Origin of the sequence: Croceibacterium mercuriale, from assembly GCF_000802385.1 — a bacterium.
GTDB lineage: Bacteria > Pseudomonadota > Alphaproteobacteria > Sphingomonadales > Sphingomonadaceae > Croceibacterium > Croceibacterium mercuriale.
The window spans coordinates 869,270-890,354 of the sequence record NZ_JTDN01000002.1 but is presented as its reverse complement, the minus strand read 5'-3'; the positions used below and the strand labels follow the sequence as shown (position 1 = coordinate 890,354).

Annotated in this window: 21 protein-coding genes; 13 read left to right on the top strand and 8 right to left on the bottom strand. The window is 68.9% G+C overall.

Features of this window, described 5'->3' with window-relative positions:
* Positions 1 to 2 precede the first annotated feature (2 nt).
* The 5 genes from PK98_RS13645 (at position 3) to ctrA (ending at position 5,921) form a co-directional block, all read left to right on the top strand.
* Positions 3 to 1,967, top strand: a complete 1,965-nt coding sequence (locus PK98_RS13645) for a M61 family metallopeptidase (protein ID WP_039097370.1) — start codon at positions 3 to 5, stop codon at positions 1,965 to 1,967.
* A gap of 133 nt (positions 1,968 to 2,100) precedes the next feature.
* The gene (gene ppa, locus PK98_RS13640) at positions 2,101 to 2,688 is read left to right on the top strand and encodes an inorganic diphosphatase (RefSeq protein ID WP_052208703.1); all 588 of its coding nucleotides are present in this window, start codon (positions 2,101 to 2,103) and stop codon (positions 2,686 to 2,688) included.
* Positions 2,689 to 2,841: 153 nt separating this feature from the next.
* A complete protein-coding gene (gene lptB, locus PK98_RS13635; protein WP_407637633.1) occupies positions 2,842 to 3,603 on the top strand; it encodes an LPS export ABC transporter ATP-binding protein in 762 nt (253 codons plus the stop codon).
* A 23-nt stretch (positions 3,604 to 3,626) separates the two neighbouring features.
* Entirely contained in the window at positions 3,627 to 5,099 is a 1,473-nt protein-coding gene (gene rpoN / locus PK98_RS13630) for an RNA polymerase factor sigma-54 (protein WP_039097368.1), read from the top strand.
* 126 nt (positions 5,100 to 5,225) lie between these two features.
* A complete protein-coding gene (gene ctrA, locus PK98_RS13625) occupies positions 5,226 to 5,921 on the top strand; it encodes a response regulator transcription factor CtrA (RefSeq protein ID WP_039097367.1) in 696 nt (231 codons plus the stop codon).
* Positions 5,922 to 5,934: 13 nt separating this feature from the next.
* Here the strand turns inward: ctrA and PK98_RS13620 are convergent, their stop codons facing one another.
* Positions 5,935 to 6,297 carry a hypothetical protein gene (locus PK98_RS13620; protein ID WP_039097366.1) on the bottom strand — a complete coding sequence of 121 codons (363 nt, stop codon included), beginning with the start codon at positions 6,295 to 6,297 and terminating at the stop codon, positions 5,935 to 5,937.
* Between the two features lie 128 nt (positions 6,298 to 6,425).
* Here PK98_RS13620 and mdlC point away from each other — a divergent pair, with 128 nt between their 5' ends.
* Entirely contained in the window at positions 6,426 to 7,958 is a 1,533-nt protein-coding gene (gene mdlC / locus PK98_RS13615) for a benzoylformate decarboxylase (protein ID WP_152608670.1), read from the top strand.
* Here mdlC and PK98_RS13610 read toward each other — a convergent pair.
* Positions 7,955 to 8,512, bottom strand: a complete 558-nt coding sequence (locus tag PK98_RS13610; RefSeq protein WP_039097364.1) for a superoxide dismutase family protein — start codon at positions 8,510 to 8,512, stop codon at positions 7,955 to 7,957. The genes mdlC and PK98_RS13610 overlap by 4 nt on opposite strands.
* 116 nt (positions 8,513 to 8,628) lie before the next feature.
* Here PK98_RS13610 and PK98_RS13605 point away from each other — a divergent pair, with 116 nt between their 5' ends.
* From PK98_RS13605 to fdhD, 5 genes are all read left to right on the top strand, one after another.
* Complete coding sequence (locus tag PK98_RS13605; protein WP_039097728.1) at positions 8,629 to 10,092, top strand: NAD-dependent succinate-semialdehyde dehydrogenase; 1,464 nt, start codon at positions 8,629 to 8,631, stop codon at positions 10,090 to 10,092.
* 156 nt (positions 10,093 to 10,248) lie between these two features.
* A complete protein-coding gene (locus PK98_RS13600; RefSeq protein ID WP_039097727.1) occupies positions 10,249 to 11,601 on the top strand; it encodes an MFS transporter in 1,353 nt (450 codons plus the stop codon).
* Positions 11,598 to 12,437: an S-formylglutathione hydrolase gene (gene fghA / locus PK98_RS13595; protein WP_039097363.1), complete on the top strand. Its 840-nt coding sequence runs from the start codon at positions 11,598 to 11,600 to the stop codon at positions 12,435 to 12,437. Before PK98_RS13600 ends, fghA begins: the two co-directional genes overlap by 4 nt.
* An 8-nt stretch (positions 12,438 to 12,445) precedes the next feature.
* Positions 12,446 to 12,976 carry a molybdenum cofactor guanylyltransferase gene (gene mobA / locus PK98_RS13590; protein ID WP_039097726.1) on the top strand — a complete coding sequence of 177 codons (531 nt, stop codon included), beginning with the start codon at positions 12,446 to 12,448 and terminating at the stop codon, positions 12,974 to 12,976.
* A complete protein-coding gene (gene fdhD, locus PK98_RS13585) occupies positions 12,966 to 13,742 on the top strand; it encodes a formate dehydrogenase accessory sulfurtransferase FdhD (protein WP_039097362.1) in 777 nt (258 codons plus the stop codon). Before mobA ends, fdhD begins: the two co-directional genes overlap by 11 nt.
* Positions 13,743 to 13,748: 6 nt before the next feature.
* Here fdhD and PK98_RS13580 read toward each other — a convergent pair whose 3' ends face one another.
* From PK98_RS13580 to metX, 4 genes are all read right to left on the bottom strand, one after another.
* Positions 13,749 to 14,777 (bottom strand): hypothetical protein, encoded by a 1,029-nt coding sequence (locus PK98_RS13580; protein WP_152608669.1) that lies wholly within the window; start codon positions 14,775 to 14,777, stop codon positions 13,749 to 13,751.
* 93 nt (positions 14,778 to 14,870) lie between these two features.
* The gene (gene metW / locus PK98_RS13575; protein WP_039097360.1) at positions 14,871 to 15,458 is read right to left on the bottom strand and encodes a methionine biosynthesis protein MetW; all 588 of its coding nucleotides are present in this window, start codon (positions 15,456 to 15,458) and stop codon (positions 14,871 to 14,873) included.
* A complete protein-coding gene (locus PK98_RS13570) occupies positions 15,455 to 15,886 on the bottom strand; it encodes a GNAT family N-acetyltransferase (RefSeq protein ID WP_039097359.1) in 432 nt (143 codons plus the stop codon). Before PK98_RS13570 ends, metW begins: the two co-directional genes overlap by 4 nt.
* Positions 15,883 to 17,001: a homoserine O-acetyltransferase MetX gene (gene metX / locus PK98_RS13565; RefSeq protein WP_039097358.1), complete on the bottom strand. Its 1,119-nt coding sequence runs from the start codon at positions 16,999 to 17,001 to the stop codon at positions 15,883 to 15,885. Before metX ends, PK98_RS13570 begins: the two co-directional genes overlap by 4 nt.
* Positions 17,002 to 17,120: 119 nt before the next feature.
* On the opposite strand from metX, the gene PK98_RS13560 reads away from it, so the two are divergent.
* Positions 17,121 to 18,203 carry a pyridoxal phosphate-dependent aminotransferase gene (locus tag PK98_RS13560; protein ID WP_200885060.1) on the top strand — a complete coding sequence of 361 codons (1,083 nt, stop codon included), beginning with the start codon at positions 17,121 to 17,123 and terminating at the stop codon, positions 18,201 to 18,203.
* Positions 18,200 to 19,120, top strand: coding sequence for a prephenate/arogenate dehydrogenase family protein (locus PK98_RS13555; RefSeq protein WP_039097357.1), 921 nt, complete (start codon positions 18,200 to 18,202; stop codon positions 19,118 to 19,120). The genes PK98_RS13560 and PK98_RS13555 overlap by 4 nt, the downstream gene beginning before the upstream one ends.
* A gap of 2 nt (positions 19,121 to 19,122) precedes the next feature.
* On the opposite strand, the gene PK98_RS13550 is transcribed toward PK98_RS13555, so the two are convergent.
* Together PK98_RS13550 and PK98_RS13545 are read right to left on the bottom strand one after the other, a co-directional pair.
* Entirely contained in the window at positions 19,123 to 20,448 is a 1,326-nt protein-coding gene (locus PK98_RS13550) for a PepSY-associated TM helix domain-containing protein (protein WP_039097356.1), read from the bottom strand.
* Between the two features lie 8 nt (positions 20,449 to 20,456).
* A complete protein-coding gene (locus PK98_RS13545; RefSeq protein ID WP_039097355.1) occupies positions 20,457 to 21,014 on the bottom strand; it encodes a hypothetical protein in 558 nt (185 codons plus the stop codon).
* Positions 21,015 to 21,085 lie beyond the last annotated feature (71 nt).

Genomic DNA, 21,085 nt, shown 5'->3' with positions numbered 1-21,085 from the left:
CAATGATCCACAGCTTCTCGCGCGCCGCGCTCGCCGCCCTGCTCCTCGCCACCGCCAGCCAGCCTGCCCTGGCGCAAGGGACCGCCCGCTCCGCCCCGGTCGCCGCGGCATTGCCCGCGCCGCTGCCGGACGCGCAGGACGTGCGCTATCCGGGTACGGTCACGCTGGACATCGATGCGACCGACATCGTGCGCAACCTGTACCGGGTGACGCAGACCTTCCCCGTGCAGCGCGGCACGGACGAGCTGATCCTGCAGCTGCCCGAATGGCTGCCCGGCAATCACGGTCCCAAGGGCCCGCTGAACCAGATAGCGCAGATCAGCTTCAGCGTGGACGGCAAGCCCGTCAACTGGACGCGCGATCCGGTGGAGGTCTACGCCTTCCGCATTCCGCTTCCCGCCAATGCGCGCGAAGTGACCGCCAGCTTCGTGCATACGTCCCCCATCAGCGGTCAGGGCCGCATCAGCATGACCCCTGAAATGCTGAACCTGCAGTGGGAGAAGATGAGCCTGTATCCGGCCGGCCATTATGTCCGGCAGATCCTGGTCAAGCCGACCGTCACCTTCCCCGAAGGCTGGACGGTGTTCACCGCTCTGGACGGACAGACCAGTGCCGGCGGGCGCGGCAACCGGGTAACCTGGGATCCGACCGATTACGAGGTGCTGGTCGATTCGCCCGTCTTCGCCGGGGAGCATGCGGAAAGCTGGCAGATCGGCCGTGCGATGGAAATGAACGTCATCGCGGACGAGGCGCGCCTGCTGGCGATCAAGCCGGAGAACATGCAGACCTACAACCGGCTGATGGACGAGGCGGTCACCCTGTTCGGTTCGCGCCCGTTCGATCATTACGAGTTCCTGCTGGGCCTGACCGACAAGCTCGGCGGCATCGGGCTGGAGCATCACCGGTCGAGCGAGAACACCTACGAGCCGACCACCTTCATCGACTGGGACACGATGGGCTGGGACCGCAACGTGATCGCGCACGAGCTGGTACACAGCTGGAACGGCAAGTACCGCCGCCCCGCCGGCCTGTGGACGCCCGATTACCGGGAGCCGATGCGCGACAACCTGCTGTGGATGTATGAAGGCCAGACGCAGTTCTGGGGCCTGGTGCTGGCGGCGCGTTCGGGCATCCAGCCCAAGGACGTGGTGCTGGGCGCGATGGCGACCAGCGCGGGCTACTATTCGAAGCAGCCCGGCCGCGCCTGGCGTTCGGTGGAAGACACCACGATGGACCCGATCATCAACTCGCGCCGTTCGCGACCCTACACCTCGCTGCACCGGGACGAGGATTACTACAACGAAGGCGCGCTGATGTGGCTGGAGGCGGACGGGATCATCCGCAACGGCACCAACGGCGCCAAGGGCCTCGACGATTTCGCCAAGATCTTCTTCGCCGCGCAGGAAGGCGATTACGGCCAGCGGACCTACGATTTCGACGAGATCGCCGACACGCTGAACCAGGTCTTCCCGCATGACTGGCGCGCGTTCCTCACCCTCAACATGCGCACCGCCGGCCTGCCCGCGCCGGTGGAAGGGATCGAGGCCGCCGGTTACCGGCTGGTGTGGAAGGAAGAACCGAACCCCGCGCGCGCCGGGCAGATGGCATCGACCAGCTTCCTCGACCTGCTGTATTCGCTGGGCGTGAACCTCAGTTCCTCGGGCGAGGTGACGCAGACGCTGTGGGACGGTCCGGCCTTCCGGGCGGGCCTGGTGGACGGCATGTCGGTCGTCTCCGTCGACGGGCAGGAATATAGCGCCGATGCGATGAAGGCGGCGATCACGGCAGCCAAGACCTCGAAGCAGCCGATCCGCCTGATCGTGAAGCGGGACGAGACGATCACGCCGCTGGAGATCACCTATGATGGCGGACTGCAATATCCGTGGCTGGAGCCCGCGGCCGAGGGCGAGCAGGCGCTGGACCGCCTGCTGACGGCACGCGCCACGGCCGGGGCGGCGATGAACTGAAGCATAGGCGGGGCGAGGGGCGTCGCACTTTGGTGCAATGCAAAACATGCCCCCTCGCCAAGCGCCGGAGGGCGGGTTAACTGCGCAACCAGTACAGGCAAGATGATGCCGCCACGCGCGTCAGGGAGACACCATGCGTATTGAACATATCCCCACAGGCGACAATCCGCCGGAAAACCTGAACGTCGTGATCGAGGTGCCGGTCGGCGGCGAGCCGGTGAAGTACGAATTCGACAAGGCATCGGGTGCGCTGTTCGTGGACCGCATCCTGCACACGCCGATGCGTTACCCCACCAATTACGGCTTCGTGCCGCACACGCTGTCGCCCGATGGCGATCCGCTGGATGCGCTGGTGGTGGCCCGTTCGCCCTTCGTCCCCGGCTGCGTCGTGCGCGCCCGGCCGATCGCGGTGCTGAACCTGGAAGACGAGCATGGCGGCGACGAGAAGCTGATCTGCGTGCCGATCGACTCGACCTTCCCCTATTACAGCGACGTGTTCGAGAAGTCCGACCTGCCGGAAATCCTGTTCGCGCAGATCGAGCACTTCTTCACCCACTACAAGGATCTGGAGAAGGAAAAGTGGGTCCGCGTCGGCACCTGGGGCACCGCAGCCGAAGCACGCCAGATCGTGCTGGAAGCGATCGAGCGCGCCAAGGAAGCTGGCCCCGACGCACCTGCGGGTGACGGCACCACGGCGCCTTCCGCTCCGACGGACGCATGACAATGCCGGGCTGGGTGGTGCCGGACACCGCCCAGCCCGGGCACGGCCCTGCACGAATGCGCCCCCCACCGGGGTTCAATCCCCCCACCGCCATGCTAGATAGGGCGCGTGATGGCTGACCAATTGATCGATACGGACGCACTGGCGCAGAGCATGGCGGAGGCGCCGGCCAATGCCGCGCCGCCGATCCCGCAAGGCGGGCTGGAGGTGATCTCCATCGCCAAGAGCTACGACAAGCGGCCGGTGCTGACCGACATCTCGCTCAGCGTCGGCAAGGGCGAGGTGCTCGGCCTGCTGGGGCCGAACGGCGCGGGCAAGACGACCTGCTTCTATTCCATCATGGGTCTGGTGCGGCCCGATACCGGGCGCATCCTGATGGATGGCGTCGATGTCACCCGCCTGCCGATGTATCGCCGCGCGATCCTGGGTCTCGGCTACCTGCCGCAGGAAACCAGCATCTTCCGCGGCATGACCGTGGAACAGAACATCGCCGCGGTGCTGGAACTGGTGGAGCCGGACAAGGCGACCCGCAAGACGGAGCTGGAGCGCCTGCTGGGCGAATTCGGCCTGACCCGTCTGCGCACCAGCCCGGCCATGGCGCTGTCGGGTGGCGAGCGGCGCCGGTGCGAAATCGCCCGCGCGCTGGCGGCCAAGCCCAGCATCATGCTGCTGGACGAACCCTTTGCCGGCATCGATCCGCTGTCCATCGCCGACATCCGCGAACTGGTGCGGGACCTGAAGCGGCGCGGGATCGGCGTGCTGATCACCGACCACAATGTGCGCGAGACGCTCGACATCGTGGACCGTGCCTGCATCATCTATGGCGGGCAGGTGCTGTTCGCCGGCTCGCCCGAGGATCTGGTGGCGGACGAGAATGTCCGGCGGCTCTATCTCGGCGAAAGCTTCACGCTGTGAACCGGACCCGCGGGTAACCGGCCATGGCGCTCTCCCCGCGGCTCGACCTGCGGCAGTCGCAATCGCTGGTAATGACGCCGCAGCTGCAGCAGGCGATCAAACTGCTGGCGCTGTCCAATCTGGAGATCGAGACCTTCGTCGCCGACGCGCTCGACAGCAACCCGCTGCTGGAAGCGGGCGAACTGCGTGCCGGGGCGGAAACGCCGGCAGCGCCCGACACCGAGGCACCGCCCGATCCGCCCACCGCCGACGAACTGATCGGCCGCGGCCAGGGGGAGGTCGATGCCCCGCTCGACATCGATCCCACCGCGCTGGATCGCGACCGCGATACCGGTGACTGGTCCGCCGGCACCGGCGCCGGGCCGCTGGGTGACGACCTGCCGGCCGACTATGCCGACCGCGATGCCGGCGCACCCACGCTGGTGCAGCATCTGGAAGGCCAGCTCGGCACGGTCGCCGGCGATCCGCAGACCCTGTTCCTCGCCCGCCACCTGATCGGCCTGCTGGACGAGGCCGGATACCTGTCCGCCCCGCTGGAGGAGATCGCCGGCGACCTGGGCGTGCCCCGCCCCCCCGTGGAGCAGGCGCTGGTGGCGGTGCAGTCGCTCGATCCCACGGGCGTGGGCGCGCGCAATCTGGCGGAGTGCCTAGCGCTGCAGGCCAAGGAGGCGGATCGCCACGATCCGTGCATGGCTGCGCTGCTGGCCAATCTGGATCTGGTCGCGCGCGGCGCATTCCCGCAGCTGCTGCGGCTGTGCCGGGTGGACGAGGAGGACTTCGCGGACATGCTGCGCGAACTGCGCCGCTATGATCCCAAGCCAGGCCTGCGCTTCGCCCGGGCGGAGGTGATGGCGGTGGTGCCTGACATCCTGATCGCGCCGGCGACCGATGGCTGGGACATCGTGCTGAACCCCGCCAGCCTGCCGCGGCTGGTGGTCAATCGCCCCTACGCGCTGGAGCTCAGATCCTGCCGCGACAAGGCGGTGAAGTCTTGGCTGACCGAGAAGCTGGCGGACGCCAACTGGCTGATCAAGGCGCTGGACCAGCGGCAGAAGACCATCCTGAAGGTGACGGCGGAGATCGTGCGCCAGCAGGAAGGCTTCTTCCGCAAGGGCGTGTCGCTGCTGAAGCCCCTGACCCTGCGGCAGGTGGCCGAGGCCATCGGCATGCACGAATCGACCGTCAGCCGGGTCACCTCCGCCAAGTACCTGCAGTGCCATCGCGGCCTGTTCGAGCTGAAGTTCTTCTTCACCAGCGGCGTTGCGTCCGCCGATGGCGAGGGGACCGCATCCGCCTCCGCGGTGAAGGCGGCCATCCGCAGCCTGTGCGATGCCGAATCGCCCGACGCGATCCTGTCCGACGACACGCTGGTCGACCTGCTGAAGGACAAGGGTTTCGACCTCGCCCGTCGTACTGTCGCCAAGTACCGGGAGGCGATCGGCATCGGTTCCTCCGTGCAGCGGCGCCGCCAGAAGAAGATCGCCCGGGTCGCCTGAGGGCGCCTCCGGACCCTATGTAGCACTACGGATGATTTACCTTTTTCGTTGAGGATGGCGTTGGTTAACGCGACATCCGGCCTCGCACCACACAGACCAAACAGGGTTACAGGGGGGGCTGTTCACATGCGCGTGCTGCTGATCGAGGACGAGCCGACGACTGCCAAGGCGATCGAGCTGATGCTCACCACCGAAAGCTTCAATGTCTATGCCACCGACCTGGGCGAGGAAGGCCTCGATCTGGGCAAGCTGTACGATTACGACATCATCCTGCTGGATCTGAACCTGCCGGACATGCACGGCTACGACGTGCTGAAGAAGCTGCGCGTGGCCAAGGTGCAGACCCCGGTGCTGATCCTGTCGGGCATTTCCGAACTGGACAGCAAGGTCCGATCCTTCGGCTTCGGCGCGGACGATTACGTCACCAAGCCGTTCCACCGGGACGAGCTGATCGCCCGCATCCATGCCGTCGTCCGCCGGTCCAAGGGACACAGCCAGTCGGTCATCCGCACCGGCAAGCTGGCCGTCAACCTGGATGGCAAGACGGTGGAGGTCGATGGCGCCCGCGTGCACCTGACCGGGAAGGAATATGCGATGCTGGAGCTGTTGTCCCTGCGCAAGGGCACCACGCTGACCAAGGAGATGTTCCTCAACCACCTGTATGGCGGCATCGACGAGCCGGAGCTGAAGATCATCGACGTGTTCATCTGCAAGCTGCGCAAGAAGCTGTCGGGCGCCTGTGGAGGCGAGAACTACATCGAGACGGTGTGGGGCCGCGGCTACGTGCTGCGCGACCATCAGGAGGATGCGCTGGCGGCCTAGCCGCACCCGAGCCTTACCTGATGCCGGCCACCTGCAGGCAGACCGGCATCACCCTGGCCAGCTGGCCCTCGCGGGCAAGATCCTGGCTGGCCCGTGTCAGCAGCGTGACGATCTGCTCGCGTGACAGCTGCGCCTCGTCCATCAATTGCGCGGACGATCGCACGAAGAACTCGCGCCCGCCCGCGGCCAGCGGCGGCCAGCCCGCCGCCTCCGGTGCGCCCGCCTGCTGCAGGCGCTGGCCCAGTGCAAAGGCGGCGGAGCAGCGCAGCAGCATGTTCTGCTGCAGGTTCAGCGCCGGCGTGGTCGGCGCCTGCTGGGCAGAAGCGGGCAGCGCCAGCATGGCGGCGGCGAGGAGCGGCAGGATCAGGCGGGTCATGCCGTCAACTAGCCCGGCCAAGCTGAACGGATGGCATCCGGTGCGCCGATCCCTTAGGCAGCGATGCAGGCCGCAAGGGAGTTCACGCCATCATCACCCCCGCACTACCGGCAGGCACCGCCACCACCGTGCGGGATGCCGCCTTCGCCGTATTCGCGCATTGGGGCGTGGACCGGATGTTCGGCAATCCCGGCAGCACCGAATTGCCCATGCTGAAGGGGCTGCCCTTCCCCTACGTCCAGGGGCTGAACGAGGCGGTCGTGCTGGGCATGGCCGACGGCTACGCCCGGGCAAGCGGGCGGGCGGCACTGGTCAATCTGCACAGTGCGGCGGGCACCGGTCACGCGCTGGGCAATCTGTTCACCGCGTGGAAGAACAACGCGCCGGTCGTGGTCACCGCCGGGCAGCAGGCGCGATCGATCCTGCCGTTCGACCCGTTCCTGTTCGCCGAACGCGCGACCGAGTTTCCGCGGCCATACGTCAAGTGGACGGCGGAGCCGGCGCGGGCGGAGGATGTGCCGCTGGCGCTGATCCGCGCCTTTGCCATCGCGCTGACCCCGCCCATGGGGCCGGTGTTCGTGTCGATCCCGGTGGATGACTGGGACCGGCCGTGCACCATGCCGGCGCTGCCCTCCCTCACCACCCGCACCGCAGCCGATCCGGCGGGTCTCGCGCAACTGGCCGCGCTGCTGTCGGGCGCGCGCAATCCGGCGCTGGTGCTGGGCACCGGTCTCGCCAATGCCGGCGGCTGGAACGCGGCGATCGCCTGTGCGGAGGCAAGCGGCGCCGCTGTGTGGGCGGCCCCCTATGCCGCGCGCGAGGTGTTTCCGGAGGATCACCCGCACTTCGCCGGCTTCCTGCCCGCCTGGCGCGAGCGGCTGCGCGACGCGCTGCAGCCGCATGACGCCATCCTGGTGGCGGGCGCCCCGGTCTTCACCTGGCATGTGGAGGGCACAGGACCGTTCTGGCCCGACGGTGCCGCGCTGGCGCTGCTGAGCGACGATCCGCAGCATGGCGCGGCGTTGCCCGGCGGGATCGGCGTGCTGGGCGACCCCGCCAGCGGACTGGCGGAACTGGCGAAGATACTGCCACAGCCGCACGGTCCCGTCCGCTCACCGCGCCAGATCGCCGCGCCGGAACCGGCCATGAGCGCGGCGCATGTGCTGTCGCGGATCGCTGCCCTGCGCCCGGCCGAAGCGGTGATCGTGGAGGAGGCGCCGACCGCGCGTGGGCCGATGCACGATCACCTGCCGATCACGCACGCAGGCGGTTTCTACACCTGTGCCAGTGGCGGCCTGGGGCACGGGCTGCCGGCCGCCATCGGCGTTGCGCTGGCGCAGCCGGATCGCGTGATCGCCATCCTGGGTGACGGGTCGGCAATGTACGCGATCCAGGGCCTGTACGCCGCCCGCGACGAAGGCACGCAGGTGTCATTCGTGATCCTGAACAACCGGGCCTACGCCGCGCTGACCGGCTTTGCCGGCGAGTTCGGGCTGAACCACGTTCCCGGCTGCGACCTCGGCGGGCTGGACTTCGTGCAGCTGGCGCAGGCACAAGGCGTGCCCGCCCGCCGGGTCGAGCAGGTCGGGCAGCTGGACGAAGCCCTGTGCTGGAGCTTCGCGGCAGACGGCCCGACCCTGCTGGATCTCAGGATCGCCTAGCCGGCGGAGAACACGCCGCAGGCGATCCGGCCGCCGCTCTCGCCCGACGGATCGGTGCGCTGGTCGTCGGCATCGGCATGGACCACGAAGGCGGAGCCGTCGGCGTCCATCAGGCCGGCAAAGGTCGCGCCGCCCTGCAGGGTATATTCCAGCGTGCCGGTGCCCTGCGCATTCACCACCAGGTTGGGCATGTCGCCCGCATGCTGGCCGCCGCTGCTGTCCAGCCCGTGTGTCTGCCCGGTCGGGTTCCAGTGCGCGCCCGCCGTGGTGAAGTCCGGCCCGTCGCAACGGCCGACCATGTGGACGTGCACGCCATGCTCGCCTGCCGGCATGTTCTGCACCGCCACCACCACGGTGATCGCATCGTCCGTGACGGTCGCCGTGGCCGTCCCTGCAGCCTGGCCATCGCCCGTCTGCAGGGCAGCGACTGCCTGCTCCCCGGCGGCACCGGCGCTGCTTTCCTCCATAGCCGGCGCGGCTGGCTGCTCGGCTGACTCGCTGCACGCCATCAGGGCCAGCGGGGCGACGGCGGCAAGGGGAAGGAAGGTGCGCATGGGTCGAAGAACTCCTGAAGCTGTGATGGGATAGAGCGCGGCGAGCCAATCGGTTCCGCCGGACGCCGTTGCCGTCTCCTGCACCGCCACCACATGATGTGGCAAAGGAGCATGGCATGACGACGGATATCGGGCTGACGGACAGCGGATTGTGGCGGCAGCGGGCGCTGGTGGATGGCAGGTGGATCGACGCCGCCGACGGGCGCACCATCCCGGTCGACGATCCCGCCACCAGCGACGTCATCGGCGCCGTGCCCCATTGCGGCACTGCCGAAACCGAAACCGCCATCGCCGCGGCCGCCCGCGCCCTGCCGGCATGGCGCGCCCTGCCCGCACCCGAACGCTGCGCGATCCTGCAGCGCTGGCATGACCTGATGGTCGCGGCCACCAAGGATCTGGCCCGCATCCTGACCGCCGAACAGGGCAAGCCGCTGGCCGAGGCGGAGGGCGAGATCGCATATGCCGCCAGCTTCGTGCAATGGTTCGTGCAGGAGGGGCAGCGCAGCCAGGGCCACGAAGTGCCCGCGCCCACCGCCGACCGCCGCATCCTGGTGCGCAAGGAACCGGTCGGCGTCTGCGCCGCGATCACCCCCTGGAACTTCCCCGCGGCGATGATCACGCGCAAGCTGGCGCCGGCGCTGGCGGCGGGCTGCACGATCGTGCTGAAGCCGTCGGAGCTGACGCCGTTCACGGCATTGGCGCTGGGCGAGCTGGCCATCCGCGCCGGGGTACCCGCGGGCGTGCTGGGCATCGTCACCGGCCATGCGAAGGCGATCGGCGCGGCGCTGACCGGCAGCCCGGCGGTGCGGCTGCTGTCCTTCACCGGCTCCACCCCCGTCGGCACGCTGCTGATGCAGCAATGCGCGCCCACCATCAAGAAACTGGCGCTGGAACTGGGCGGCAATGCGCCGTTCCTGGTGTTCGACGATGCCGAGCTGGATGGCGCGGTGGAGGCGGCGATGGCGGCCAAGTTCCGCAATGCCGGGCAAAGCTGCGTCGCGGCCAATCGCATCCTGGTACAGGCCGGCATCCACGATGCCTTCGTGGAGCGGCTGGCCGCCAGGGTGCGCGCGCTCAAGGTTGGCCCGGGAACGGCCGACGGCATGGAGATCGGCCCGCTGATCGACGACAAGGCCCGGGCCAAAGTGGCGGAGCTGGTCGCGGATGCGCAGGCCAAGGGGGCGACGCTGGTGGCCCAGGCCACCGCCCCGCCCCGCTTCACCGCTCCCATGCTGCTGACCGGCATGACGCAGGACATGCGCGCCGCTCAGGAGGAGATATTCGGACCCGTGGCGGCCATCTACCGCTTCGAAACGGAAGCCGACGGGATCGCCCTCGCCAATGCGACGCCCTATGGCCTCGCGACCTATTGCTGCACCGGCAACATGCACCGCGCCTGGCGTGTCAGCGAGGCGCTGGATGCCGGCATGGTGGGCCTGAACACCGGCGCGATCAGCCTGGCGATGGCACCCTTCGGCGGGGTCAAGCAGTCCGGTCTGGGACGCGAAGGTGGTGCCGAGGGGCTGGAGGAATACCTGGAGACCAAGGCCGTGCACTGGGCCGGGCTGCAGCCGGGTTAGCTTGCGTGCGATTGCAATGCGCCATAACAACCCTGCCGGTGATCGCTTGATCGGCATGGTTGGTCATTGATAGCATTGCCGATGCGACTACACGAATGATGTGCCGGCAAACGGCCGCGAGCTGAGAGGGACGGGATGATGGTGGCGCCAGCGGCGATGGGGAATGATCCGCGGGTCATCATCGATGACAATCCGATGAGCACGCGCCAGTGGATCGTGGTCGTGCTGATGACGCTGCTGAACGCGCTGGACGGGTTCGACGTGCTGGCCAGCGCCTTCGCCGCGCCCGGCATCAGCGCGGAATGGGGCATCCCGCGCGATGCCTTGGGCGTGGTGCTGTCGGCGGAGCTGGTCGGCATGGGCGTCGGCTCGCTGTTCCTGGGCAACATGGCCGATCGGTTGGGCCGCAAGACGACGCTGCTGTCCTGCCTGGTAGTTATGACGATCGGGATGTTCATGGCCGGCTGGGCGAACAGCGTGGCGGCGCTGATCATCTGGCGGCTGCTGACCGGCCTCGGCATCGGCGGCATGCTGGCGACGACCAATGCTGTGACTGCCGAATGCACCAGCCGCGCGGTCCGCAGCCTGGCGCTGGCGATCTATGTCATCGGCTACCCGCTGGGTGCGGTGATCGGCGGCTTTGCGGCGCAGAGCTGGCTGCTGGTGGACCACGACTGGCGCGCGGTGTTCCTGTTCGGCGCGGTGGCGACGGCCGCGATGATCCCGCTGACGCTGCTGCTGGTGCCGGAAACCCCCGCCTATTTCGCCGCCCGGCGACCGGCGGACGCGCTGGCGAAGATCAACCGGTCCCTGCGCACGCTGCGCCAGCCGGAGATCGCGTCCCTGCCGCCGGCTTCGGTCGCGGCGGACAGACCGCGCGCCAGCGACGTGCTGGCCAAACCGGCCTTGCGCAAGGTGACCGTGCTGCTCTCGCTCGGCTACATGTTCCACACGCTGACCTTCTACTTCATCCTGAAATGGGCGGTGAAGATCGTCGCCGATGCCGGCTTCACCCCGCCCCAGGCTGCCAGCGTGCTGACCTGGGCCAATATCGGCGGGATGATCGGCGGTACCCTGTTCGGCTTCTTCCTCAGGCGGTTCGATATCAAGGGGCCCACCATCGGGGCATCGCTGCTGGGGGCCCTGGCGATGGTGTGGTTCGGCACCGGCAGCGACACGCTGTGGGGCTGGCGCGGGCTGGCGTTCGTTTCGATGTTCTTCCTGAACGCGGCGATCGTCGGCTATTACGCGGCCTTCGCGCGCGGCTTCCCCGCCTATGCCCGTGGGACCGGGACCGGGATCGCGCTGGGCGTGGGTCGCGCCGGCGCGGCGGGATCGCCCATCATCGGCGGGCTGCTGTTCGCCGCCTTCGGCGATGCGGAACTGACTGCTGTTGCCGCCGTGATGGCGATCGGCGCGGTCGGCGGCGCGGTCATGCTGTGGCTGCTGCCATTGGCCGATCCCGACCGCGACGATGCCGCCCGTACCCTCGAAGGAGTTCGTTCTTGAGCCTTGATACCGTCAGCACCGCCCTCAGCCATGGTGGCGTGCAGGGCGTCTACCGCCACCAGAGCAGCGCCACCGACACGGACATGACCTTTGCCGTGTTCGTGCCCCCGCACGAGGCCGGCACGAAGCTGCCGGTGCTGTTCTACCTGTCGGGCCTCACCTGCACCCATGCCAACGTCACCGACAAGGGCGAGTACCGCGCCGCGTGTGTGGAACATGGCGTGATCCTGGTCGCACCCGACACCTCCCCGCGCGGAGAAGGCGTGGCAGACGATCCGGCATGGGACATGGGACAGGGCGCCGGCTTCTACGTCGATGCCACGCAGGCTCCGTGGGCCGGGCACTTTGCCATGCGCAGCTATGTCGAGGACGAGCTGCCGGCGATCGTCGCCGAACACTTTCCGGTGGACATGGCGCGACAGGGCATCTTCGGTCATTCGATGGGCGGGCACGGCGCACTGACGGTCGCCCTGCGCAGTCCCGGACGCTTCCGGTCGACCAGCGCCTTCGCGCCGATCAGCAGCCCGTTGCACTGCCCGTGGGGCGACAAGGCGCTGACCGGCTACCTGGGGCCGGACCGCGCCGCATGGCGGCCCTATGATGCCTGCGCCCTGATCGATGACGGTGCACGCCTGCCGGACCTGCTGGTGGACCAGGGCACGGCGGACAGCTTCCTGGCCGAACAGCTGAAGCCCGAGCTGCTGCTGCAGGCGTGCGAGCGGGCCGGTATTCCGGCAACCATCCGGATGCAGCCGGGTTACGATCATTCCTACCTGTTCATTTCCAGCTTCATGGCCGACCATGTGCGCTGGCACGCGGAAAGGCTTTACGCATGATGCCACCGATGACCCTGGGCGTGGTGCTGGCCGGCGGCCAGTCCACCCGCTTCGGCAGCGACAAGGCCCTGGCCGAGTACCAGGGGCACACCCTGCTGGCCAACGCGGTCGACCTGCTGAGCGGCTGGTGCGAGCATGTGATCGTCGCCGGCCGCGAGCAGGCCCCGGCCCCGACCGTGCCCGATCACCCGCGCGAAGGCATGGGGCCATTGGGCGGGGTGCTGGCGGGCCTGCGCCATGCGGCGGACGAAGGGTATGCCGGCGTGCTGACCATGGGTGTCGATACGCTGCACCTGCCGGCCGACCTGCCTGCCCTGCTCGGCCCGGCGCCCGCCTTCCTCGCCACGCAGCCGGTGGTCGGCCACTGGCGGCCGGACGATGCGCTGTTGCTGGAGGAAATTCTGGCAGGCGAAGGCAGCCATGCGATGATGGCCTTTGCGGAAGCCTGCGGCGCACGCGCGGTGGCGCTGCCAACCTCGCCCGCTAACATCAACACGCCGGCCGACCTGTCCACCCTGGAGCAACGGGGTGGCGGTTGAATACCGCGCCGACGGCACCGTAGCGTCTGCAGAGCGCGCCTGGGTGCCGGAGGCGCCGGTCGCGCTGGAGTTTAATGGCCTGTCCTATGCCGTGATGATGGCGACCCCGGCCGACCTGCCCGATTTCGCGCTGGGCTTCGCGCTGACCGAGGGGCTGGCGGCCCACCCCCGCGAGCTGACCGACCTGGCCGTGGCCGAGGTGCCCTCTGGCTGGATCGTGCGCGCGCAACTGGCCGGGCTGGGCGTGGCGCAACTGACCGACCGGGTGCGCGCACGCGTGGCGGAAAGCAGTTGCGGATTGTGCGGGATCGAGAACCTGGAAGCGGTTGCCCGTCCCCTGCCGCCGGTGACGCCCCATGCGGCCATCGATCCCGCCGCGATATTCGCCGCGCTGGCCGCGTTGCGCGACCACCAGCCGCTGACCCGCGCCACCGGCGGGGCGCATGCCGCCGCCCTGTGCGACACGGCCGGCGCGATCGTCACCGTGCGGGAGGATGTCGGCCGCCACAATGCGCTGGACAAGCTGATCGGCGCGCTCGCCGCTGCCGGCCGCTCGGTGGACGACGGTTTCATCCTGTCCACCGCGCGCTGCTCCTACGAGATCGTGGAGAAGGCCGTGCGCGCGGGTGCGACCACGCTGGTGACCATCTCGCTCCCGACCAGCCTCGCGGCGGAGCGCGCCCGCAGCGCCGGCCTCAGCCTGTGGAGCCTCGCCCGGCCCGACAGCGTGCTGCAGGTGGTGGGCGGATCGCTGCTGCCGGACTGATCCCGGTCAGCGGGCGCCGGCCAGCCGCTTGCCCGCATGTTCGCTCACCTTGCTGCGCATGTCGCGCAGCCACTTGGCCGGCGAGCGGCGCGGTACGCCGAAGATGCGCCCCATCTCCTCGCGGCTGACAGCCAGTTCCAGCGGATCGCGCCGCTCGAGCCCATGGCCCTTCAGCCGCGCGAACAGGGCGGGAAAACCGCTGCGCTTCTCTGCCGGCAGGTGCCAGATGGCGAGCCGCTCGTCCCCGGGAACAAGGTTGTTGTGCTTGAACGTCGTCCACATCCGCTTGATGAACGGATCCGCATTGCCCAGCGGGTAGCCTTCCATGACGTAAAGCAGGCTGAGCAGATGCGCCTCTTCCTTCGGGGCGTCTTCCTCCCCCGCCAGGATGGCCTGCCATAGCGCCGGCACCCGGTCAGCCATGGCGATCATGGCGGGCAGCGTGGCGCAGAAGATCTCTCCGCCACAGTAGACCATGGTGTCCTGCACCGGCCCGCCGTGCCGCGCCATGAAGCGGACCAGCTGTTCCCGGGTAACGCCGTTGATCTGCTCCCCGGCCGGATAGGCATCGAGATCATGGACATAGCTGAGCGCACCGTCGAGGGTGACCTGCCGCTCCATGGGTTCGGCCGCAGAGGTCCAGACCACATCCGAATCCAGCACGATCACAGAAGGCCAGCGGCCGCTACGCGCGCAGTGGTCGATGATGTCGAAGATGTAGAACTGGTTGCCCCAGCTATCCACACGGCCTAGCGGAATCCGGTAGGTGATCGGCAGGCGGATGACTTCCACCCCCCAGCGGGCGAACAGCGCGGCGATGTCGATACCGTCCACACTGGGCAGATCGGTGTTGGTGAAGAAGGCATGGGGGTTGTGCGGGTTATGCTGCAGGCTGGTGGCGTAGAAGGTCACCACGCAGCGCCAGTAGATCGCCTTTGCTCCGGCATCGGCAGAGTTGCCACCGATCTGCGGGAACCAGGTGCCTTCGCCCTGCTGATCCGCGACAAACCATGTCGCCACAAGCATATCGTGCATGAACCCATCTCCATCGGGCGGAACCCCGGTGCCCGTTCGCACGCAACCTACACAGGCACCCGGCCGATCGCCACCCTTCGCAGGTGCACAACGTCACCGCCGCAGCAGGTACACCGCATGTTCGGCGCGCCAGTTGGCGCCGGCCGGGGCGATCTCCCGGTCGTTGGCGAAGAACCAGCGTCGCTCGGTCGTCACCTGCAGCCGGGCCAGCAATTCGTCGAAATCGCCGACTGTCAGGTGATGGATGTTCTCCGTCTCGTACCAGCTCACCGGCAGGTTCCGCGTCACCGGCATCCGCCCGCGCCACAGCAGCGCCAGCCGGTTGCGCCAGTAGGCGAAGTTGGGAAAGCTGACGAAGGTGCTGGCGCCGATCCGCAGCAATTCGTCCAGCAGCACGTCGGGCCGCCGGGCCGTCTGCAGCGTCTGCGACAGGATGGCATAGTCGAACGCCTTGTCGGGGTAGTCCGCCAAGTCGCGATCGGCATTGCCCTGCACCGCCGACAGGCCGCGGGCGACGCAGCGTTCCACCGCCACCGGGTCCAGCTCCAGCCCCCGGGCATCCACCTGCCGGCTGGCCTGCAGCTCCGCCATCAGTTCGCCCTCGCCGCAGCCGACATCCAGCACGCGGGTATTGGGCGCGACGTGCCGGGCGATCACGGCGAGATCGGGCCTGAGGCTCATGCGAAGGCCGTCGGGTCGACCCGCACCATCAGCCGCTCGGGATGCGGATGCGCCGTCCAGCCATGTGCGGCGTAGAGGTCGTGGGCATCGGCGGTGAACAGCACCCACCGGCGCAGCCCTTGCAGATCAGGGTGCGTGTGCAGCCACTCGAGCATGGCGTGGCTGAGCCCGCGCCCGCGATGCTCCTCCAGCACATAGACATCCGCCAGGTAGGCCATAGTGGTATAGTCGGTGACCACCCGCGCCAGCGCCACTAGCGCGCCATCAAAGAACACCGCCACGCACAGGCTGTTGGCGATGCCCTTGGCCACGATCTCCGGCGCGATGCCGGGCGACCAGTAGCTGCGCGACAAATAGGCATGCGTCGCCACCGGATCGATCCGTGCCTGATCGCCGACCAGTTCGTATCCGTCGGGCAGCGCGTTCATTCCAGGAACCCCTTCACCACCCGGTCCAGCGCCGGCACGTCCAGCAGGAAGCTGTCGTGACCGTATGGCGCGCTCAGTTCCACGAAGCTGACCGGGGCGGCGGCAGCGTTCAGCGCCTGCACCAGGCTGCGCGATTCGCTGGTCGGATACAGCCAGTCCGTGTCGAAGCTGACCACGCAGAACCGGGCGCGGGTGCCGGCAAAGGCGTCGGCCAGCCGCCCGCCATGCTCCTCCGCCAGGTCGAAATAGTCCATGGCACGGGTGATGTAGAGGTAGGAATTGGCATCGAACCGGTCGGTGAAGGCCAGCCCCTGATGCCTCAGATAGCTTTCCACCTGGAAGTCGGCATCGAAGCCGAAGGACCGCCCGCCCGCCGTGCCGTCGGGCCGGTCCTGGAACCGGCGCCCGAACTTGCCCGTCAGGCCAGCCTCGGACAGGTAGGTGATGTGCGCCGCCATGCGCGCGACCGACAGGCCCTTGTCCGGCGCTGCGCCGGTGCCGTAATAATCCCCGGCCTGCCAGTTGGGATCGGCCATGATCGCCTGCCGGCCGACCTCGTGGAAGGCGATGTTCTGGGCCGAGTGGCGCGCGGTGGTGGCGATCGCCAGTACCCGGTCGGCCCGGTCCGGGAAGTTGGCCGCCAGGCTCAGCGTCTGCATGCCGCCCATCGAGCCGCCGACAACGGCATGCAGCCGCTCGATCCCCAGCACATCCAGCAGCGCCACCTGCGCGCGCACCATGTCGCGGATGGTGATGACCGGGAAGCGCATGGCCCAGGGCCGACCATCGGAATCCAGCGCGGCCGGGCCGCTCGATCCCATGCAGCTGCCGATCACATTGGCGCAGATCACAAAGAAGCGGTCGGTATCGATCGGCTTGCCCGGCCCCACCATGCGCACCCACCAGCCGGGCTTGCCGGTGATCGGATGCTCGCTGGCCAGATGCTGGTCCCCGGTCAGCGCATGCGGCACCAGGATGGCGTTCCGGCGATCGGACGCCAGCGTGCCATAGGTCTCGTACGCCATGGTCACTCCGTCCAGCACCTGTCCGCTGTCGAGCGGCAGGGGATCGGGCAGCTGCAGGCTGGTGGTGGGCAGGGGGCGCGGGGTCGCCATAGGGGGGCGGACTTGGGCGCTGGCAGGCGGGCTGTCAATTGGTGCGCGCAGGCACTATCGGCGGGATCGTGACCGACCAGACCCCATCCTCGCCGACCAGCTCCCTGGCCGCCCCGCAGATGAAGCCGTGGATCGCGGCCATCCACGCCTATGTCCCCGGTCGCAGCACCGGCGCGGACGGACGCGCGCTGATCAAACTGTCCGCCAACGAGAACCCGCTGGGCACCAGCCCGGCCGCGCTGGCGGCGCGGGATGATGCCGGCCCGGCGCACCTGTACCCCGATCCGGATTCGGCCGCGCTGCGGACCGCCATTGCCGAACTGCACGGCCTGCATCCTTCGCGGATCGTCTGCGGCACCGGCTCCGGCGAGCTGCTGACCGTGGCGGCCAGCGCCTTTGCCGGTCCGGGGGACGAGGTGCTGTATGTCCGCTACGGCTTTTCGCTGTACGAGATCGCGGCCCGCCGCTGCGGTGCCACGCCGGTGGAGGCACCGGACGCCGATTACGGCACTGATGTCGATGCGCTGCTCGCCTGCGTCACGCCGGCAACGCGGGTGGTGTTCGTCGCCAATCCGAACAATCCCACCGGCAGCTATCTCGGCGCTGACGACCTCGCCCGGCTCCATGCCGGCCTGCCGCCGCACGTGCTGCTGGTGCTGGACCAGGCCTATGCCGAATATGTCGCGCCCGAGCAGGATGATGGCGGGCTGGCGCTCGCCGCGACGCATGGCAACGTGCTGGTGACGCGCACCTTTGCCAAGGCTTACGGCCTTGCGGCGGAGCGGGTCGGCTGGGGCTATGGCGCGCCGCCGGTCATCGATGCGCTGAACCGCATCCGCGGGCCGTTCAACATCAATCGCGGGGCGCAGGCGACTGCGCTGGCAGCGCTGGCCGATCAGGACTTCGTGAACCGGTCGCGGGCGCACAATGCGACCGTGCGCGCGCGCTTCATGGAGGCGATGGCGGCACTGGGCAATCACGGCCTGCGGCCCCTGCCGAGCGAGGCCAACTTCGTGCTGGTGCTGTTCGAAGGCCCGCTGACAGCCGCGGCGGCACTGGCCGGCCTGGCGGAGCAGGGCTACATCGTGCGGCACCTGCCGGGGCAGGGCCTGCCGCAGGGCCTGCGGATCACGATCGGCACGGCCGAGCAGATGGATGCGATCGCCGGCATCCTGGCCCGGCTGGCGGACCCCGCGCAATGAGCTTCACCCATGTGGCGATCATCGGCCTGGGGCTGATCGGCGGGTCTGTCGGCCTCGCCATCCAGCAGCACCTGCCGGGCGTGCGCACCAGCGGCTTCGACCGCGATCCCGATGTGCGGCGGCGCGCGGCCGATCTGGGGCTGGTGGGGCAGATGCACGACAGCGCCGCGGCGGCGGTGGCCGGGGCGGACCTCGTGATCCTGTGCGTGCCGGTCGGTGCGATGGGCACCGCCGCCCGTGACATGGCACCGGGCCTCGGGGCGGACGCCGTGATCAGCGATGTCGGCGGATCGAAGGTGGCGGTGACGCAGGCCTTGCAGGCTGCCCTGCCCGGCCGCTGCATCATCCCGGCGCACCCTGTCGCCGGCACGGAGAACAGCGGGCCGGAGGCGGGCTTCGCCACCCTGTTCCGGCAACGCTGGTGCATCATCACTCCGCCGGCGGATGCGCCGGCCGACCGCGTGGCGGCTCTGGTCAAGCTGTGGGAAGACCTTGGCGCGATGGTCGAATGCATGGACGCCGCGCATCACGACATGGTGCTGGCCGTCACCAGCCACATTCCGCATCTGATCGCCTACACCATCGTGGGCACCGCGTCCGACTTGGAGCAGGTGACCCGCAGCGAGGTGATCAAGTTCTCCGCCGGTGGCTTCCGCGATTTCACCCGCATCGCTGCGTCGGACCCGACCATGTGGCGCGACGTCTTCCTGAACAATTCCGACGCGGTGCTGGAGATGCTGGACCGGTTCCTGGCCGACCTGGCGGTGATGCGCGGGGCCATCAGCGAAGGGGACGGACAGGCGATGTTCGACCTGTTCAGCCGTACGCGATCGGTCCGCCGCAGCATCGTCGCCTTCGGGCAGGATGATGCCCGGCCGGATTTCGGCCGGGGCGATCACGGGAAGGACCAGAACTAGAACTAGGTCGCCGGCACGCCTGCGATATCCGGCGCCGCGTCCGTCTGTGCCCGGGCGCGGCCGGCGAGAGTTACGGCCACGGCGACGCACAGCAGCAGCCCGCCCCAGAAGATCACGTCGAACGGTGCCTCGTTGCCGATCGCCATCCGGGCGGCGAAGGTCAGCGCCAGCATGGCCGGGCTACCCCACACCACGCCATGCCACGCGGCATGCAGGCGCGGCTCCCGGATCCCGCGGCGGCGACGCTTGCCCAGCCAGATGAAGGTGCCGGTCGCGGCCACCACGCTGGCCGCCAGCCCGCCGACGAAGTAGGCCAGCTTGACGGCCAGCCCGCCGAAATTGCCGAAATGCAGGTTGTAGATGGACGCTGCCGCCTGCTGCCCGGCCGCGCCATCCGCCAGGCCGGCCGTGCCGCGGAAGCCGCCGCGGGCGTCGAAATCGTAATACTCGCCGAAGATCAGCCGCCGGTGGTGCGTGGCGGCGATCTGCACATGCTGCCCCGCCTGCAGCGGATCGTGCAGGATGGCGTAGGTCACGGTGACGTCTGGATGGCGCGCCTGCATGTGTTGCAGCGCGGCAGCGACGTCCGGCATCGCGATGTCCCGCGGATCGCCCGGCGTTTCCCCGCCGAAGATCGGGGCATAGACCGCCAGCGTATCGCCCGCATATTCCGTCTTGCCCAGGGTCCAGGCACCCAGCGATCCCAGGCCGATCGCCGCGCCGGTGAAGGCGATGGCAATGGCGAAGGGCAGAGTCCAGGTGCCCAGGCGGTTGTGCCAGTCGGCCAGCGCCACACCGCCGGGACTGCGCGCCTTCAGGCGGAACGCATCGCGCAGGATACGCGGCAGGGCCAGCACGCCGGACAGCGACAGGGTCAGCATCATCACGCCCAGCACGCCCACCAGCACGAAGCCCCACAGGCCGGGCAGGCTGAGGCCGTAATGCAGCTTCACCGCCCAGTCGGACCAGCAGATCTGTTCCGGCACAGCGATGCTGCCGTCGGTCGCCAAGTGGAACGCCTGCGTATCGGTGGTGATCGTGGCGCGCGGCAGATCGGGCACGGGCAGGTGGACATACATGTGCGTCGTCGGCGACAGGCCGGCAGCACGCTCCCGCGCCAGCACCTCGGCCGCGCCGCGCTGCACGGCGTCGGGCGCTATCGTCGCCATCTCCGGCGCGTGCCACTGCTCCAGCCGCTGCATCTCCGGGTAGAACACGACCAGCGTGCCGGTGACGCACACGATATACAGCAGCGCGCCGACGATCAGCCCCACGGCCGAATGGGCGGACAGGGCATTGCGCAGCGGCGAGGATGGCGGGGTGGTCATGATAGTTCTTACAGCAATGCGGGAATGGCGGCGGCGAGGCAGGCGACGAGCGTCACGCCCTGCGAACGGCGGGATGCGGTCATCAGCAGGTGCGCCAGCACCGCCCAGGCAAGCGGCAGGGTGAACAGCAACGCGACATTGGCGTTCGCCTCTCCCGCTCCGGCCAGCGTAGCCAGCCAGTGCACGGCGAGGGCCAGCCCCGTCGCGGCGACCAGGCCGCCGATCGCCACGATTGCGAAGGTCGCCAGGCGGCCGCCGATCCGCGACGGCTGGCGCGCGGGCGGCGTGGCCACGCGTGACAGGCGCGGGCTGCGGACGGGCGCCGGGGCCTGCCAAGCGGCCAGCCCGACCAGAGCCAGTGCGGTGACCATGGCCCACAGGCTGGCCACCGTGATGCCCCAAGCCCCGCCGGCTGCAGCCCCGGCCCACACCGCGCCGGCCAGCATCGCCCAGCCCGCCACCGATGGTGTCGGCTGCCGCCGCCCCCAGCCAAGCCGGAGCGCCAGCACGCCGGCAATCGCCAGCATGGCCGCCAAGGGTAGCGCGAATAAGGAAGGCGATGACATGCAGGACCTCTTGCCGGCAGCGATCCTGCTGCCGGTCCGACTGCCCTACGCAATGTGGTAATGGCTCGCAA